The following is a 16,680-nucleotide window of genomic DNA, read 5'->3' as shown; positions in this document are numbered from 1 at the left end:
GTGCGTGCAGCTATCAATGCACGGCAATAGAGCTAAAAACTGAGCGCTCTATGATTACGCAATCGTTTGCGCTCTCAATAATCTAGTTATCTCTTCTTGCGCCAGGCAAGTCAAGAATTAGTTTGCTGGAGGCTTAATTTTGAGAAATGTGGCCTGTTTTCGTTGCGAAATTAAAACAGACTATTGAATGTAAGGAAATTTTATAAATGATTTCAACGAATGCCAGTCGGGAGGAGGGCGCCACCTTCGGGTGCGTTGAGATCGTTGATTGCACATGGTTGGTGCAATTCTGGTGTGGAAACTGTTGAAACGCGGGTAAAAGCTCGTGGAACGTGACTTGCATAGTAAGGAGTGTGTTTATCCAAGCGAGAGGAGTGATCCATGCAAACCACTGGAAAGGTATGTCTGGTCGGTGCCGGCCCCGGCGACCCTGACCTACTGACATTGAAAGCGGTCAAGGCGATCGCGGGGGCAGATGTGATCCTGATTGATGACCTGGTCAACCCTGAAGTATTGCAGCATGCAACATCCGCAACCCGCGTCATACAGGTCGGCAAGCGCGGCGGTTGCCAGTCGACGCCGCAGGCGTTTATAGAAAAACTCATGCTGGCCGAAGCGCGGGCCGGTCATTCTGTGGTGCGGTTGAAGGGCGGCGATCCTTTTATCTTCGGGCGCGGCGGCGAGGAGCGTCAGCATCTGATGCAGCACGGGATTGAAGTCGAAGTGATTAATGGCATCAGCAGCGGACTTGCTGCGCCGGCCAGCCTGGGGATACCGCTGACGCATAGGGATTGGGCGCAGGGAGCGATTTTTGTGACCGGTCACGGAAAAACGCCGGAGCATCAGCCTGACTGGTCGGCTTTGGCGAAAACCGGCTTGACGCTGGTGATTTATATGGGCGTCGCGCATAGTCGGCAAATCCAGGATGAGTTGATGACCGGCGGTTTGCCGGCACAGACTCCGGTTGCGGTCATCCAGTCGGCAACCCGTGACCAGCAGAATCAACTGATCACGACTTTGCAGTATCTGGCCAGCGATCTGGCCGCCTCCCCATTGGCGAGTCCTAGCGTGATTGTGATCGGCGAGGTGGTGCGCTGCGCTGATGCGCAATACCGGTCAGCCACGCCGTGGCCCGCTTCGGTAGGGACTTATTGACAAAAACAGATTCTCTGCAATCGTCTTTCCGGGTATCCGCTGTAAATAGCATCGGCTACAATCACGCCTCAACGCTGCTGTATGGAAATTCAGGGCGGGCAATAAAGCGTGAAAAAATACGAAAGACAGGTAATGAGTCAACACTACGATGCAATCGTGATCGGTGCGGGTGCTGCCGGCATGATGTGCGCCAGCATTGCGGGTCAGCGTGGCAAGCGCGTCTTGCTGATCGACCATGCCAGCAAGCTGGCGGAAAAAATCCGTATTTCCGGCGGCGGCCGCTGTAATTTCACTAATCTGCAGGCCGGTCCGGCTAATTTTCTCTCTGAAAATCCGCATTTCTGCAAAAGCGCCCTGGCGCGGTATACGGTGCAGGATTTTTTAAGTTTGATTAAAAAATACCGGATCGCCTATCACGAAAAGCACAAGGGGCAATTGTTTTGCGATGACAGCGCAGAAGACGTGATCCGCATGCTGAAGTCCGAATGCGATATCGGCAAAGTGCAATGGCGCATGCCTTGTCAGGTGACGGATATTCAGCGCACGGAAGCCGGATATCGGGTTCATACCGATCAGGGCGAGTTTGCTGCCGCGCAGCTTGTGATCGCGACCGGCGGCTTGTCGATTCCCAAAATCGGCGCGACCGATTTTTCGTACAAAATTGCGCGTCAGTTTGATTTGAAGATCGTCGAACCCAGGCCCGGCCTGGTGCCGCTGACCTTTGATCCTCTGGCCTGGGAGCCTTTCGTGCCGATGTCAGGGATTTCGCTGGAAGTGGATATCGCGACTGGCGATAAAAAGAATAAGACCGTATTCAGGGAAGATCTTTTGTTTACCCATCGCGGTTTGTCCGGTCCTGCGGTTTTGCAGATATCGAGTTTTTGGCAGCCCGGCCAGGCGATCACGGTCAATTTGCTGCCCGAAATCGATTTGGCGGAAGAGTTGATTGCTGGCAAAGGGAGCATTAAGAAAAATCTGGCGAACCACCTCGCAGGCTATTTACCTGCGCGCCTGGCGGACGGGTTGCTGGCGGCGAACGGTTTTGCCGGCGACGCGAAAATTGCCGACATGACGGACAAGCGCTTACGCCAGTTGGGCGACAATATCAATCGCTGGCAATTGATCCCGAACGGCTCGGAAGGCTATCGCAAAGCCGAGGTCACGCGAGGCGGCGTCGATACGCGCGAACTTTCCCAGCAAAGCATGATGGCGAAGAATGTTGCCGGATTGTACTTTATCGGGGAGGCGGTCGACGTGACCGGCTGGCTGGGCGGTTATAACTTCCAGTGGGCCTGGGCATCGGGATTCGCTGCGGGTAGTGCAATTTGATGTTGTTTTTTTATCTGATGTAGATACTGCCCTATGTATTTTTAAATATCGCCGCAGATATTGCGGATTTTGGTATAAAAATAGAGATACTCCCCGCATAGTGTGATTTTCAAGGATGAATCCAGCGAGCGTTACCGCGTGAATCTGGTGTCCTTGCGTATTTTGCGTAAGATTTAATCAGTTCGGCTTCCAATCTTGCCAAAGTTCTGCTACTATCTCGTTCTTCCTATAAATTTTTCATTGGTTCCGAACTTAAATGACCACAATTCGCCTTAAAGAAAACGAGCCGTTCGAAGTCGCTATGCGTCGCTTCAAGCGCACCATCGAAAAGACCGGTCTGTTGACCGAATTGCGCGCACGCGAGTTTTACGAGAAGCCAACTGCAGAGCGCAAGCGCAAGCTGGCTGCCGCAGTAAAGCGCCACTACAAACGCATTCGTAGTCAGCAATTGCCTAAGAAAATGTACTAATCTGGACTGATGCTGCTACGCAGTATCGTTCATCGTTGTTGCATCTGATGGCTAGCATGCCCGCTCCGGTAGTCCGCAGCGGGCTTTGTGTTTTTAATCAATTACATTGCCAGGAAAATCCATGAGCTTAAAAGATCAAATCACCGAAGACATGAAAGCAGCGATGCGCGCCAAAGAAACCGCGAAACTCGGCACGATTCGTCTGATCACTGCGGCGATGAAGCAAAAAGAAGTGGACGAGCGGGTCGAGTTGACGGACGCCATGGTGCAAACCATCATCGACAAGATGATCAAGCAACGCAAAGACTCGATCAGCCAGTTCGAGGCGGGCGGTCGTCAGGATCTGGCGGATATCGAAAAAGCGGAATTGGCAATTTTGTCTGCTTATATGCCGGCCGGTATGTCAGATGCCGAGGTGCAGGCTGAAGTTGCTGCTGCGGTTGCCGAATCCGCTGCGGCAGGTCCGCAGGATATGGGTAAAGTCATGGCGATCTTGAAGCCGAAACTGGCTGGCCGCGCAGATATGACGGCGGTCTCCGCATTGGTGAAGGCTGCATTGACGTCACGCTGATTGCTGCAATTTTGAGCTGACGATCTTGATTCCACAAACCTTCATCCAGGATTTACTGGCCCGCGTCGATATCGTCGATGTGGTGGGTAAGTATGTCCAGCTCAAAAAAGGCGGCGCAAACTACATGGGTTTGTGCCCCTTTCATAATGAAAAATCCCCGAGTTTTACGGTCAGTCCGACCAAGCAGTTTTATCACTGCTTCGGTTGCGGTGCGCATGGTACGTCCATCGGGTTTTTGATGGAATATTCCGGCATGAGTTTTGTCGATGCGGTCAAGGATCTGGCGCAAAACAACGGCATGATCGTGCCTGAGGACGATAAATTGCTCCCCGCCCAGCGTGCTGAAGTGCAGGCAAAAAGCCTGGCGCTGACGGATGTGATGAGCAAGGCTTGCGACCATTATCGTCAGCAATTGCGCGGCGCAGAGGCAGCGATTGCCTACCTGAAAAAACGTGGATTGACCGGCGAAATTGCCGCCAGATTCGGACTGGGCTATGCGCCGGATGGCTGGGACGGCTTGCGGGCGGTTTTTCCGGATTATGCTGCGCCAGCCTTGGTCGAGGCGGGCCTGGTAATCGATAAAAGCGAGGAAGAGGGTGGTGGACGTAAGCGCTACGATCGTTTTCGCGAGCGCATCATGTTCCCGATCCGCAATACCAAAGGGCAGGTCATTGGATTCGGCGGCCGGATTTTAGAGCAGGGCGAGCCCAAGTACTTGAATTCACCGGAAACGCCGCTATTTCAAAAGGGCTTAGAGTTGTACGGCCTGTTCGAGGCGCGCCAGGCGATCCGCGAAGCGGGTTATGTGCTGGTGACCGAGGGTTATATGGACGTGGTGGCGTTAGCACAGATGGGCTTTCCACAAGCGGTCGCGACGCTCGGTACGGCGTGTACGCCGACCCATGTGCAAAAACTATTGCGCCAGACTGATCATGTGATTTTCAGCTTTGATGGCGATAGCGCGGGACGCCGTGCCGCCCGCCGTGCGCTGGATGCATGCTTGCCGCATGCGAACGATAACAAGGTCATCAAGTTTTTGTTTCTGCCGACCGAACATGATCCGGATAGCTATATCCGCGCACTTGGCAATGAGGCTTTTGCGCAGCAGGTGCAGGATGCGATGCCGCTGTCGCAGTTTTTTATGAAAGAAGTGACCGGCGATAGCGACCTGTCAACGGCGGAAGGGCGGGCCAAGGTGCAATTCGACGCCAAGCCTTTATTGCAGCAAATGCCTGCCTCCGGCCTGCGCTTGCAAATGGTGCGCAGCCTCGCTCAGATTACCAAAACAACACCGGCCGAAATCGAGGCATTGTTTGAACTAAGCCAGCCTGTTGCGCGAGCCAGAATTGCGCCGCCCAAAAGCAGGCGTAGCGCACCGGTAGGGCTGGAGCGGCAAATTATGCGCATTCTGGTCGCGCATCCTTCGCTGGCTATCGCCTTGGATCAAAATGCCTTGGCAGATGCGGCTAATTTAGCGCCGGACGGCGCGGAAATGCTGATGCACCTGGTTTCTTCTGCCCAAGCCATGGGTGAGCAGGCGAATTTCGCGGCGCTCGCCGAGCATTTGCGAGCGTCCGGCTCCGACTACGATGCGCTGATCGCGGAAATCGCCGGGCAGACCGAGACGGAAATTGATGTGGTTCGAGTGGAGTTGACCGGCGCCATCCGGCAAATGCGTTTTCAGGTGCTAAAGTCGGAAATGGAAGCCTTGGCGGCGTCAGGTTTGCGCGAGCCCGCGGATATCGCACGGTATCGGGAAATTATGCAGATGCAAGAGGTATTGCGCCGGCAAGCAGAGGCGGAAGTGGTGGCAAGATAGCAATTGAACATGGCGCATGAGGTAGTGATGCGGCAAAACTTGCCTATTTTTTGTTCAGTAAACGCCTTGTGTAGGGCTGCGAGGGCTAGAGTTAAGTCGGTGCTCGTGATATAATTAAAAGCTTTCGATTCAAGGTCTTAGGTTGTTTCATTCTGTGAGAAGCGGATTTTTGCTGATTCAGAATGTGTTGTTTAGGTGAGCATAATGCTCCTCCGAGTAACCCAAAACACTGGCGCTGAGACTCGGGTGGTCTGACATAGAAAAGGATAATACTCGTCGCGGCGAATCCAATGATTCGGCGCTTAAGTATTGTCTTTTTGTATGAGACAGGCCGCCATCTCTGTTCCGGTAGGTTTGATTCAATGGCTAATGCAATGAAGAAACCCGCGAAAACTCCGACATCCTCAGCAGCAAAAAAAGTGGTCGCCAAAGTGGCGCCAGCGAAACTTATTGCTAAAGCTTCGCCCAAAAAAGATGCCGTCAGTACCATTAAAGCCAAGGTGCCTGCAAGCAAAGTAGTGGCAAAAGTGCCTGCCAAAAAAGAGGTTGCGAAAGACATTAAAGCGCCTAAAGTGATAAAGCCCGTCTCAAAACAGAGTCCGGCCAAAGCTCCGGCGGCTAAGCCTAAAGCCAGGGCTAGTGTAAAAAACGAAACCAGGTCAGGTGTAAAAGCGCCTGGCAAGGACGTGATAATCAGCAAGAATGCAAAGCCGGTAGCCGCGGCTGATCGTAAGTCCAAAGACGCTGTCAAACGTACCACCGATGGTGCGGTAGGCAAAAAAGCGGACAAGCCACAATCTGCACCATTGAAAGCTTCTGTGACAATTAACAAAACCGATTCAAAGACAGTGATAAAGCCAACCAAGAATTCAGCCAAGTCTGACAAAGCGCCGGAGGTCCAGGAAATTAAATCGGGATCGGCGCCTGCCGTTAGCCAAACCACTGATGCTGCCGTATTGGCTGCAATCGATACATCCGGCTATATTTTGCCGGGTGTGAAAGTCCCTGGTCGTCGCGGTCGCAAACCAAAAGAATATCAGCCGGAAAACGAAGAAATCGCTGCCTTGAATGCCGTCGAACGCGCTGAAATGAAAGCCATCGACAAGGCCAAGGCGAAGGACCGTAAAGCAAAAGAAAAAGCCTTGTTGAAAGATGCCTTCTCTGCCGATCCGGAAGCGACTGCGGAAGAGTTGGAGCGCCGCCGCCAAAAACTGAAAACCTTGATCAAACTGGGTAAGGATCGCGGTTACCTGACATTTGCCGAGATCAACGATCATTTGCCTGAGAACGTGGTTGATCCGGAAGCTATCGAAGGCATTATCGGTACATTCAATGACATGGGTGTCGCGGTCTATGAGCGCGCTCCAGATGCCGAGACTTTGCTGTTGTCCGACAATGTCGTGACCGTCACCAATGACGACGACGAAGTGGAGGCGGCTGCCGAGGCGGCACTATCAACCGTCGATTCCGATTTTGGCCGCACTACCGATCCGGTCCGCATGTATATGCGTGAGATGGGTTCGGTTGAATTGCTGACGCGCGAAGGCGAAATCGTCATTGCGAAGAAAATCGAAGAAGGCCTGAAGGACATGATTCAGGCGATCTCGGCTTGCCCGACCACAATTGCAGAAATCCTCGTCGCCGCAGAACGTATCCGTAACGATGAAATCAAGATTGATGAATTAGTCGATGGCTTGGTTGACCCTAACGCGGCTGAAGAAGAAGAGAAGCCTGCGCCTGTGGTTGTAGCCGAAGAGGAGGACGACGAAGAGGCAGAGGAAGAAGAGGAAGAAGAGGAGGATGAAGAGGCGAGCGCCGCCGGTGCTGCCGCCATCTCCGCTGAACAACTCGAACAACTCAAGCGCGATTCTTTGGCGAAATTCGACATCATTTCGAGCAACTTTGACAAAATGCGTAAAGCTTTTGAAAAAGAAGGCTATAACTCCAAGTCGTATGTGAAAGCGCAAGAAGCGATTTCCAACGAATTGCTGGGTATGCGCTTTACTGCAAAAGTTGTGGAGAAATTGTGCGACACCTTGCGCGGTCAGGTCGATGAAGTTCGTCACGTAGAAAAGCAGATTCTGGAAGTGGTCGTCAATCGTTGCAACATGCCACGCAGCCATTTCATTAAAGTTTTTCCAGGTAATGAAATTAATTTGAAATGGGTAGAAGGCGAAGTTAACGCCGGACATTCTTACAGTGCCATATTGGGTCGGAATATTCCGGCCGTGCAGCAGTTGCAGCAAAAGCTAATCGATCTGCAAGCGCGCGTGGTATTGCCTTTACCCGATCTGCGCGGCATCAATAAAAAGATGTCGGCCGGTGAAATGAAGGCACGTAAAGCGAAACGTGAAATGACCGAGGCGAACTTGCGTCTGGTGATTTCCATCGCGAAGAAATACACCAATCGCGGTCTGCAATTCCTGGATCTGATCCAGGAAGGAAATATCGGACTGATGAAGGCGGTGGATAAGTTTGAATACCGCCGCGGTTATAAATTCTCAACCTATGCAACATGGTGGATTCGCCAGGCGATTACCCGTTCTATCGCTGATCAGGCGCGCACCATCCGTATCCCTGTGCATATGATCGAGACCATCAATAAGATGAATCGTATCTCGCGTCAGATTTTGCAAGAGACCGGCGTCGAGCCGGATCCGGCCACGCTGGCAATCAAGATGGAAATGCCGGAAGATAAAATCCGCAAGATCATGAAGATTGCGAAAGAGCCGATCTCGATGGAAACGCCGATCGGTGACGACGATGATTCGCATCTGGGCGATTTCATCGAAGATAACCATACGCTTGCTCCGGCCGATGCGGCCTTGCATGCCTCAATGCGCAATGTGGTCAAGGATGTGTTGGATTCACTGACGCCGCGCGAAGCAAAAGTATTGCGCATGCGTTTCGGCGTGGAAATGTCGACAGACCACACCTTGGAAGAGGTTGGTAAACAGTTCGATGTGACACGTGAACGTATTCGCCAGATAGAAGCAAAAGCGTTACGTAAATTGCGCCATCCATCACGTTCAGATAAGCTGAAAAGCTTCCTAGAAGGTAATTAATGTAATACAATGGCGTCGGTTTTTTCGACGCCTGTTTTTTTAGTGTTTGATAAGATTGGGCCTCTAGCTCATGTTGGTTAGAGCAGCGGACTCATAATCCGTTGGTACCGTGTTCGACTCACGGGAGGCCCACCAAAGATTCTAAGGCTAGCTTTCGCTAGCCTTTTTTTGTGTCACGTTGTGCTGCAATACATCGATTGAATCCGAATTCTATTTATATGCATTCACCAAATTATCAAATCCCTTGCTCATCCCTGTTGATCGCTTTATTGGCGTCATTCGCATCGGCACAGGCGCAGGAGATCAATGCTCCATCGATACAAAATGTCGGTGCATTGCAATATACAGGCGCCAGTTCTCGATTGGGAATCGGCTACCAAAATAGCGGGACCTGGCAGGCAGAAGTGTCCGGTGTTTTGATTGAAAAAGATAATGTGAGTTGGTTGGGTGAGGCGTGGTTCGCAAAGTCTTCCGGTGGTGCTGCGATCAGCTACCATCAATTATCAAATGACGTTGTCACAAAATATTTTATTGGTTTCGATCAGAATGCAATGCGCGACCGTAAAATCAGCCTGGGTTATGGACAGGAAACAGAAAATCTATTTGGACATATTTATCTCAGTCATAGTCCAGGCTCACAACGATTGGTGGCTAGCAATCTGGCAGTCGTAGATTCACAGGTCAACGGCGTGGAAGCGGGGCGAAGCTATATCGATACGATTTCAACTACGACAACGACGCGCACCTATGAGCGTGCATACGATAACGGCCTGGGTATGCGACTGGGTCATTATTATTCATCGCAAGACATTCGCCTGGCCGCGGGCCTGGATTATGAATGGGGCGGGAATTCAGCAAAGCAGGTAGGCATATCGTTAACAGCGGAGAAATTTTTCCTCGGCACTCCCCATAGCGTTGCGGTGCAAGTAGGGCAGTTTAGAAAAACTGGCGACGTCGAAGCGAAGCAAAGCGACAATCGTGTTTCTGTCATGTACCGCTACAATTTTGGAAAAAATACCACGCAGCCTGCGCACCAATACCGCATGGTTGCCGAGCCGGCAGTGAAAGCAGATCCCATCATTATTCCGGCAAGAACTGAAACCCGATTGATTAAAACTTCCACTAGTATGAGTGGGGATGCTTTCTTTGTTCTTGCGAGTGCAAAATTAACAGATGCCGCTAAAACGGAATTAGACCGAATTGCTGACATCCTAAAAAAACATCCTCGCGATGGCAAAGTCCGTATAGTGGGCCATACTTGCGATCTCGGTTCAACCAGTCTCAATGAGCGCTTATCTTTGCAACGCGCCACCGCAGTAAGAGATTATTTCATTGCTCAAGGTATTCTTGGTATTGAGGATGTGATTCTGGAGGCTAAAGGCAAGTCGCAGCCCAAATACCCGCAGTCGGAGCGAGAGCGAAATCGCCGGGTAGATATGGAGTTTGTAAGTATTGTCGATAAGGAGGAGTTGATCGAGATACCTGAGCAAATACAGCAGGCTCCCGAGCCGATTGTCACTTATAAACGTGAAGAAATTACGCAAGAGCCGGCCTGGATTAAGCGTGCGATGCGTACTTCCTTTGAGCATAAGCGCACGGTAGATACTTATCGTAGTCAACAGCAAACACAAAGCGAATCCCGGACAAGGGCATGGAAAAATAGAGCGCCGCAAGCTAATGCAGATACGTATGAAGTACTGGCCGGCAGTGTGACAAGTTTTGCCGTATTAAGCAACGATAGCGATCCTGATCCTGGCGATAGCATCAGTCTTGTTTCGGTCAGTTCTGCACCTCTGGGGCAGGTTCGGATTGAGGGGGCGCAATTAGTCTATACCGCACCTTCGAACTTTAAGGGACAAGTCGCTTTTAGTTATGTCATTAAGGATAGTCAAGGTTTGACATCGTCCGCGAACGTAACGGTCAATGTGGTTTTGCCAAATCAGGCGCCGATCGCCAAAGATGATTGGTTCAGATTGAGCGGGGTGAAAGAGTCTTTGCTGGATCCGCTCGCAAACGACAGTGATCCTGATGGAGATGAATTAAGTCTTCTCTCTGTCACGCAGCCATCTAAGGGTACCGGGACTGTGCGCATCGTGGGCAAACAAGTATTATTTACCCCTTTCAAACCATTTTTTCAGGATAGTTTCACCTATACGATTAGCGATGGACGCGGCGGACAGGCAACGGCAACGGCGGTTCTGTTTGATCCTTAGCAGTCGAATAGATGGAAAATCATGCGAAATTGGATGGGGATTGCGTAGTGTTATAATGTGCCGATTCTCATATTCAACCACGCCTAAACCTGCTAGGTATTTATTTTTACCTAAAATGACGCAACATCATCGATTTTCCGTTGGTGCCGTGTTCTGTCCACGGAAGGCTCACCATTCATAACATGACCGAAATTAAGGCTCCAATAGAGCAAATCCCCTCCGACCTGCGTTTCGCTGACTTTGGACTTTGTCCCGAGATACTGCGCGCCTTGACTGATCAGGGTTATATCCATCCTACGCCGATTCAGGCGCAGGCTATTCCCGTGGTACTGCAAGGCCGCGATGTGATGGGGGCAGCGCAGACCGGTACCGGTAAGACGGCTGGTTTTTCACTGCCGATTATCCAACTGCTGATGGCGCATGCGAGCAGCAGTGCGTCGCCGGCGCGGCATCCGGTGCGGGCTTTGATTTTGACGCCGACTCGCGAGCTGGCCGATCAGGTTGCCGAAAATGTGCAAGCGTATTCGCGTCATACGCCACTCCGTTCTACGGTCGTATTTGGCGGCATGGATATGGCGCCGCAGACTGCCGCCTTGCGTTCCGGTGTGGAGATCGTGATTGCAACGCCTGGCCGCCTGCTTGACCATGTTCAGCAAAAAACCATCAATTTATCGCAGACCCAGATCCTGATTATGGATGAGGCGGATCGCATGCTGGACATGGGCTTTTTGCCGGATCTGCAGCGCATCATCAATTTACTGCCTAAGCAGCGTCAGAGCCTGATGTTCTCTGCTACTTTTTCACCGGAAATCAAGAAACTCGCGGCGAGTTTCTTGACGAACCCGGTCACGATCGAAGTCGCGCGGAGCAATGCGACCGCCGATAATGTCACGCAAATTTTGTATAAGGTGGCGGAAGAAGAGAAACGCGATGCCGTGTCGTTCATCATTCGTGAGCGCGGATTAAAGCAGGTCATCGTCTTTTCCAATACCAAGATCGGCGCCTCTCGCCTGGCATTGCACCTGGTCAAGCAAGGCGTAAAAGCCTCTGCGATTCATGGCGACAAATCGCAGAGCGAACGTATGGCTGCCCTGGAAGCCTTTAAGCGTGGCGAAGTTGAAGTATTGGTTGCTACCGACGTCGCGGCGCGTGGCCTGGATATCGCTGAATTGCCCTGCGTGATCAATTACGACCTGCCTTATAACGCAGAAGATTATGTGCACCGTATCGGTCGTACTGGTCGTGCCGGCGCGACTGGCGATGCAATTTCTCTGCATACCGACAAAGACGAGCGCTTGCTGATTGATATCGAAAAGCTCATCAAGCAAAAAATCGTCAAATTGCAGCTGGCAGGTTTTGTCGCGCAAACTGCGGTGCACGCCGAGCGCAAGCCGCGTTCTTTTGATGGTGAAAAGCCCGCTGCAAAGGCATTTGAGCGTCCTGCCCGTACTTTTAACCAGCCTAGAGAAAAAGTCGATCCCTGGTTTTTAAAACCTTACGAACCTAGCGCTTCGACCATACAAACCATGCCTGCATCGACTACCCCGACGTCTGCAACTGCTGCAGCAAAGCCGCAAAAAAGAGCGGCCTTGCTCGGTGGTTTCTCTAAATCCTGATTGGTTCTGTTTCAAGCTAGTCGGCCGATTTGGCAGATGCGGTAGCGGTGTTGGAATGTTCTTCCAGCAGCTGCTGCCAGGCAGAGATAGCTTGTTGCCAGAATGAGGAAATAGTCGGGTAGTCAGTGCCGGCGAGATGGTGTAATCCCAAAAAATGCGCGGCGGGCAGTAAGGCATGCTGAAGTACATCCTTTTCTGAGCCGCCAACATCAATCGCCTGCGCCCCCGTTTGCTTGGACAATTTCTCCCCATTGGCATTGGCTACAACGGGAATATGCAGATAACGCGGATACGGCAATCCCAGTAACTCCTGCAGATACATTTGCCGCGCTGTTGAGTCGAGTAAATCGGCGCCACGCACTACATCGGTAACTCCCTGTGCCGCATCATCAACGACCACCGCAAGCTGGTAAGCCCAGAATCCATCGGCACGTTTTAAAACGAAATCGCCGACTTCCGTCGCCAGATCCTGGCTGAGTCGTCCCATCCAGCGATCATCGAAAGATCTCCTGCTTTGCGCACCGGCGGGTACCTTGAGCCGCCATGAGCGCGGCTGTCTTCCCGCAGGCAGGCCGTTACGGCAAGTGCCGGGATACACGGTAATCGACGTCGCCTGGCTATTTAAGCGTGAATCGGCAATCTCCCTACGCGAGCAGGCGCAAGGATAAATCGCATCGCCTAATTGTTGCAGCGCTGCTTCATATAAGGCGCTGCGCTGGCTCTGCCATGCAATCGCGCCGTCCCATTGCATCTGGCAGCGCCGCAGGGTGTCGATGATCATCTGATCCGCGTCTTTGGCATTGCGGTCAAAATCGAGATCTTCTATTCTCAGCAACCATTGCCCCCGATGCGCTTTGGCGTCCAGATAACTCGCCATCGCCGCCACCAGCGAACCCATGTGCAGGGGGCCGGTTGGCGACGGGGCAAAGCGACCGATATAGTGGCGGGGCCGGGATAGGATCATACGACGCCGCCCAGCAACATGCGCTGCACGACCGGATCCGCGAGCCTTTGTAAAAACCAGTGTAAGGCCTTGCCTTTGTCGTTGCTGCGCCAGGCGATCCGGTTATTGCCCGACAGGCGAGTTTCTTCCAGGGTTTTTTCAACCAGGGCGCCGGACTTTAAATAAGGCAGCGCCAGCGCGCGCGGCAGATTGCCGCAGCCAAGACCGGCGACCTGCGCCAATAATTTGGCATGTAAGGACGGTACGGTCAGCGTATCCTGGCCGTTCAAGATGCCTGCCGTGATCGAGGGCAACTGACGGCCGGTATCGCCGACCACGATGGCGCGGTAATTTTGTATGACGCCGGCAGTCAGCGGCTCTGCTGCTTGGGCCAGCGGATGCTGGGCGGCGACCGCAAAGACCCAATCGATATTGCCCATCAAACGGGTCTGGTATTCGCCATGCATGCGCAAGGTGTCGGGACCGTCGTAAGCGGCGCCAATCGCTAGATCAGCGCGACCGTTTAATAAGGTTTCCCAGACGCCTGACAATACTTCTTGTGAAATCCTCAGTCGCGTGCCGCAAGCTTGTTGTTCGAATTCTTGTAGTAGCGGGAGTAGGTTCTCGAATTGAATGATGCCGTCGACCACGATACGTAATTCGGATTCCCAGCCAGTCGCGGTGCGCTTGACCCTCTGTTCCAGTTCTTCCGCAGCCTGGAGCAAGTGGCGGCCTTGGGTCAGCAGCTCTTGTCCCGCTATCGTCAGCTTGGCGCGATGGCCGCGCCGGTCGTACAGCAAGACATCGAGATCCTCTTCCAGCTTGCGGATGCTATAGGTGATGGCGGACGGTACTTTGTCGAGCACATTGGCGGCAGCGGCGAAACTGCCTTTGCGGTCAATCGCATCGAGAATTTGCAACGCTTCCAGCGTGATATTCATGACATTAGAATTTTTATACAAAAAAACTGAACAAGAGATAGAAAAAAAGCCCCTGTTATTAATGATAGACCAGCTATATATTGGTACACATCATATCAATTATTTGAATAAGAACACAATGCTGACACTACATAAATCCGAACAGCGCGGTTATGCCGACCATGGCTGGCTGCAGTCCTTCCATAGTTTTTCCTTCGCCGATTACTACGATCCGGCGCATATGGGCTTCGGCCCGTTGCGCGTGATCAATGACGACCGGATTGCCGCCGGCATGGGTTTTGGCATGCACGGCCATAAGGATATGGAAATCATCACCTATGTGCTCGAAGGTGCGATTGCGCACAAAGATAGCATGGGCAACGGCAGTACGATTTATCCGGGAAATGTGCAATACATGAGTGCAGGCACGGGCGTGCGCCATTCGGAATTCAATCCTTCGCCGGTGCAGCCTACGCATTTGCTGCAGATCTGGATCCAGCCTGATCGCATCAATGCAGTACCGGCGTATCAGGAAAAAGATTTTAGTCGCGAAGAAAAGCTCGGGCGTTTGCGGCTGGTTGCCTCGCCCGATGGTGCAGATGGCTCCATTCCGATTCGTCAGGATGCGCGCTTGTACATAGGTTTGTTCGATGGCGAGCAGGCGGCTAGCCTGGTTTTGTCCGCCGACCGTCTGACCTACGTCCATCTGGCACGCGGTACCTTGACCGTGAATGGACAAGCCTTGTCGGCAGGCGACGCAGTGAAATTGCAGCAGGAAGAATTGTTGACATTAGAAGCAGGTCAGCAAGCGGAAGTGTTGGTGTTCGATTTGCCGCACTAAGCGGCAAGTCTGACAGTGTCAATGGCATCAAAAAATCTCATCAAATCTAATCAATAAAGGAATTTTCATGAAAAAAATAGCGATTGTGTATCACTCAGGTTACGGCCATACCAAAAAAGCGGCGGAAGCTGTCCATGCCGGCGCGGCAGTAGCGGACGCAGCAGCCGAATTGATTGAGATTGACGCCGAGGGCAATATTACCGAGGCAAACTGGGCGAGCCTGGCTGCGGCCGATGCGATCATCTTCGGTTCGCCTACCTATATGGGCACGGTCTCCTGGCAATTTAAAAAATTCGCCGATACCTCATCCAAACCCTGGTATTCCCAGGTCTGGAAAGACAAAATCGCCGCCGCTTTCACGAATTCGGCCACCATGAATGGCGACAAACTCTCGACCCTGCATTATTTGTTCACGCTGTCGCAACAGCATTCGATGATCTGGGTAGGCACAGGCCTGATGCCGGCCAACAGCAAAGCGGCGCAGCGCAACGATATCAATTACGTCGGCAGCTTCTCAGGCTTGATGACGCAATCGCCATCCGATTCTTCGCCGGAAGAAGGTCCTTTGCCAGGCGACCTGGAAACCGCGAAATTGTTCGGCAAGCGGGTTGCTGAGACGGCTGCGAAATTCGCTTAAACGCATTTAAGCGCCTTAGTGGTAGTAACCGGTGGTATTAACATAATCAAAAAAGCTTGCTCGTTACCGGGCGGGCTTTTTTTGCGTTTGCTTATTGATTTTTAATATACTGGGGGATGTATATTTTAATATTGTCATGAAGCCGACGTATAAAGCTTGATTTTTTTAAAATAATAGGGAGTATCTGATTTTTTATAAAATTCTATCAGGACATCTTAACCACTCATCAAATAAGACGTATTAGTAGCCGCAAACGAATGCTTGATACATCCGTTGTGCAGGCTCTCTGTCGTGATAAATACAGTGGTTTACTTGATCGTCTAAATTCCTATAATATCGCCAAGAAATTTTATTTCGAGATGGCGGTGAATGCGATGATTGCCGATTTGATGCATGATTTATCGATAGTACACAGACTCAGGTAGCAGAGGCTGCATGCGGTGATCCAGGGGTAATGCAGAACAGGGTTTTAAGTTTGTGTTTAGCAAAATACCGAAAGGCCAGAGTATTTTTAGGCGCATCTGACATTGAGGTTTGCTCGGTGATGAATATTCGCCTGGGCATCAGGCCGATAGGAATGAAGCCTCTTAGTATCGTTATAAATGAGCGAATATTTTTTGCGGACGTGGTATTCTTGCGGATAACTTGATGGCTGCGCATTGAAATTTATGTAATGAAACTACAATTTCATTGTATTTTTTAATCGAACAGGCAATTCATAAAGTAAAAAACGATGATGCTTGTGTTTGTCGTGTAACTTTGTTACATTTTTGAATTTGGAAGACTACCGTTTTTCATCGTAAGTTCCCCCGAAATATATGACGGGCTCTAAGCGAACTCCATTTAGAGAGGGAAGAGCTTGTAATTTTGAGGCCGGCACTTGCTAATTTCAAAAAAATGAAGGATCCTCATCAATCTTTTGCTTGATTGACGTATTAAATCGCAAAATTAGCGCCAAGCTTTTTTCGCGTACAGGTTTTAAGAATTCGTGACGTTGTCTTATCTTTGATATAGCTGCGGTTTTACGCTAATCAAGGGTGAGGAACAGATTTTTGTAAATTAATGGTTGTAAATGGAGGAGACGTAGGTATGGATTTTTCAG

13 protein-coding genes and 1 tRNA gene are annotated in these 16,680 nt (G+C 51.3%); 11 read left to right on the top strand and 3 right to left on the bottom strand.

The annotated features are described in order from the left end of the window. Positions 1-381 precede the first annotated feature (381 nt). The 5 genes from cobA to dnaG all read left to right on the top strand — a co-directional run bounded on the left by cobA (position 382) and on the right by dnaG (position 5,343). Positions 382-1,155, top strand: coding sequence for a uroporphyrinogen-III C-methyltransferase (cobA, locus tag LPB67_RS11810; protein ID WP_262837452.1), 774 nt, complete (start codon positions 382-384; stop codon positions 1,153-1,155). A 132-nt stretch (positions 1,156-1,287) separates the two neighbouring features. After that, positions 1,288-2,484, top strand: a complete 1,197-nt coding sequence (locus LPB67_RS11805; protein ID WP_262837451.1) for an NAD(P)/FAD-dependent oxidoreductase — start codon at positions 1,288-1,290, stop codon at positions 2,482-2,484. 256 nt (positions 2,485-2,740) lie between these two features. Then, positions 2,741-2,953: a 30S ribosomal protein S21 gene (rpsU, locus tag LPB67_RS11800; RefSeq protein ID WP_005877634.1), complete on the top strand. Its 213-nt coding sequence runs from the start codon at positions 2,741-2,743 to the stop codon at positions 2,951-2,953. A 121-nt stretch (positions 2,954-3,074) separates the two neighbouring features. Further along, positions 3,075-3,524, top strand: coding sequence for a GatB/YqeY domain-containing protein (locus LPB67_RS11795; protein WP_262837447.1), 450 nt, complete (start codon positions 3,075-3,077; stop codon positions 3,522-3,524). Positions 3,525-3,549: 25 nt separating this feature from the next. Then, positions 3,550-5,343: a DNA primase gene (dnaG, locus tag LPB67_RS11790; protein ID WP_262837446.1), complete on the top strand. Its 1,794-nt coding sequence runs from the start codon at positions 3,550-3,552 to the stop codon at positions 5,341-5,343. 91 nt (positions 5,344-5,434) lie between these two features. Here the strand turns inward: dnaG and LPB67_RS11785 are convergent, their stop codons facing one another. Further along, a complete protein-coding gene (locus LPB67_RS11785; protein WP_262837826.1) occupies positions 5,435-6,220 on the bottom strand; it encodes a hypothetical protein in 786 nt (261 codons plus the stop codon). Between LPB67_RS11785 and rpoD the strand changes: the two genes are divergently transcribed. From rpoD to LPB67_RS11765, 4 genes are all read left to right on the top strand, one after another. After that, complete coding sequence (gene rpoD, locus LPB67_RS11780) at positions 6,192-8,408, top strand: RNA polymerase sigma factor RpoD (RefSeq protein WP_410482732.1); 2,217 nt, start codon at positions 6,192-6,194, stop codon at positions 8,406-8,408. The genes LPB67_RS11785 and rpoD overlap by 29 nt on opposite strands. Before the next feature lie 57 nt (positions 8,409-8,465). Beyond that, positions 8,466-8,543, top strand: a tRNA-Ile gene (locus tag LPB67_RS11775). Positions 8,544-8,626: 83 nt separating this feature from the next. Continuing rightward, positions 8,627-10,621 (top strand): Ig-like domain-containing protein, encoded by a 1,995-nt coding sequence (locus tag LPB67_RS11770; RefSeq protein WP_262837445.1) that lies wholly within the window; start codon positions 8,627-8,629, stop codon positions 10,619-10,621. Positions 10,622-10,803: 182 nt separating this feature from the next. Next, entirely contained in the window at positions 10,804-12,237 is a 1,434-nt protein-coding gene (locus LPB67_RS11765) for a DEAD/DEAH box helicase (protein WP_262837443.1), read from the top strand. A gap of 16 nt (positions 12,238-12,253) precedes the next feature. Here LPB67_RS11765 and gluQRS read toward each other — a convergent pair whose 3' ends face one another. Continuing rightward, positions 12,254-13,201, bottom strand: a complete 948-nt coding sequence (gluQRS, locus tag LPB67_RS11760; RefSeq protein ID WP_262837441.1) for a tRNA glutamyl-Q(34) synthetase GluQRS — start codon at positions 13,199-13,201, stop codon at positions 12,254-12,256. Next, positions 13,198-14,121: a LysR substrate-binding domain-containing protein gene (locus tag LPB67_RS11755; RefSeq protein WP_262837440.1), complete on the bottom strand. Its 924-nt coding sequence runs from the start codon at positions 14,119-14,121 to the stop codon at positions 13,198-13,200. The genes gluQRS and LPB67_RS11755 overlap by 4 nt, the downstream gene beginning before the upstream one ends. A gap of 118 nt (positions 14,122-14,239) precedes the next feature. On the opposite strand from LPB67_RS11755, the gene LPB67_RS11750 reads away from it, so the two are divergent. Both LPB67_RS11750 and LPB67_RS11745 read left to right on the top strand, forming a co-directional pair. After that, a complete protein-coding gene (locus LPB67_RS11750; RefSeq protein WP_262837439.1) occupies positions 14,240-14,941 on the top strand; it encodes a pirin family protein in 702 nt (233 codons plus the stop codon). 67 nt (positions 14,942-15,008) lie between these two features. Continuing rightward, positions 15,009-15,578 carry a flavodoxin family protein gene (locus LPB67_RS11745; protein ID WP_262837438.1) on the top strand — a complete coding sequence of 190 codons (570 nt, stop codon included), beginning with the start codon at positions 15,009-15,011 and terminating at the stop codon, positions 15,576-15,578. Positions 15,579-16,680 lie beyond the last annotated feature (1,102 nt).

Source organism: Undibacterium sp. Jales W-56, assembly GCF_025548535.1.
GTDB lineage: Bacteria > Pseudomonadota > Gammaproteobacteria > Burkholderiales > Burkholderiaceae_D > Undibacterium.
Note: the sequence above shows the minus strand (reverse complement) of the source record. Positions and strands in the feature narration are given on the sequence as shown.

Bases quoted from the DNA above. Each gene is read 5' to 3' on its own strand.
- LPB67_RS11750 (WP_262837439.1), top strand. From the start codon at position 14,240: ATGCTGACACTACATAAATCCGAACAGCGCGGTTATGCCGACCATGGC.
- rpsU (WP_005877634.1), top strand. From the start codon at position 2,741: ATGACCACAATTCGCCTTAAAGAAAACGAGCCGTTCGAAGTCGCTATG.
- cobA (WP_262837452.1), top strand. From the start codon at position 382: ATGCAAACCACTGGAAAGGTATGTCTGGTCGGTGCCGGCCCCGGCGAC.
- LPB67_RS11755 (WP_262837440.1), bottom strand. From the start codon at position 14,121: ATGAATATCACGCTGGAAGCGTTGCAAATTCTCGATGCGATTGACCGC.
- LPB67_RS11795 (WP_262837447.1), top strand. From the start codon at position 3,075: ATGAGCTTAAAAGATCAAATCACCGAAGACATGAAAGCAGCGATGCGC.
- gluQRS (WP_262837441.1), bottom strand. From the start codon at position 13,201: ATGATCCTATCCCGGCCCCGCCACTATATCGGTCGCTTTGCCCCGTCG.
- LPB67_RS11745 (WP_262837438.1), top strand. From the start codon at position 15,009: ATGAAAAAAATAGCGATTGTGTATCACTCAGGTTACGGCCATACCAAA.
- LPB67_RS11770 (WP_262837445.1), top strand. From the start codon at position 8,627: ATGCATTCACCAAATTATCAAATCCCTTGCTCATCCCTGTTGATCGCT.
- LPB67_RS11765 (WP_262837443.1), top strand. From the start codon at position 10,804: ATGACCGAAATTAAGGCTCCAATAGAGCAAATCCCCTCCGACCTGCGT.
- LPB67_RS11805 (WP_262837451.1), top strand. From the start codon at position 1,288: ATGAGTCAACACTACGATGCAATCGTGATCGGTGCGGGTGCTGCCGGC.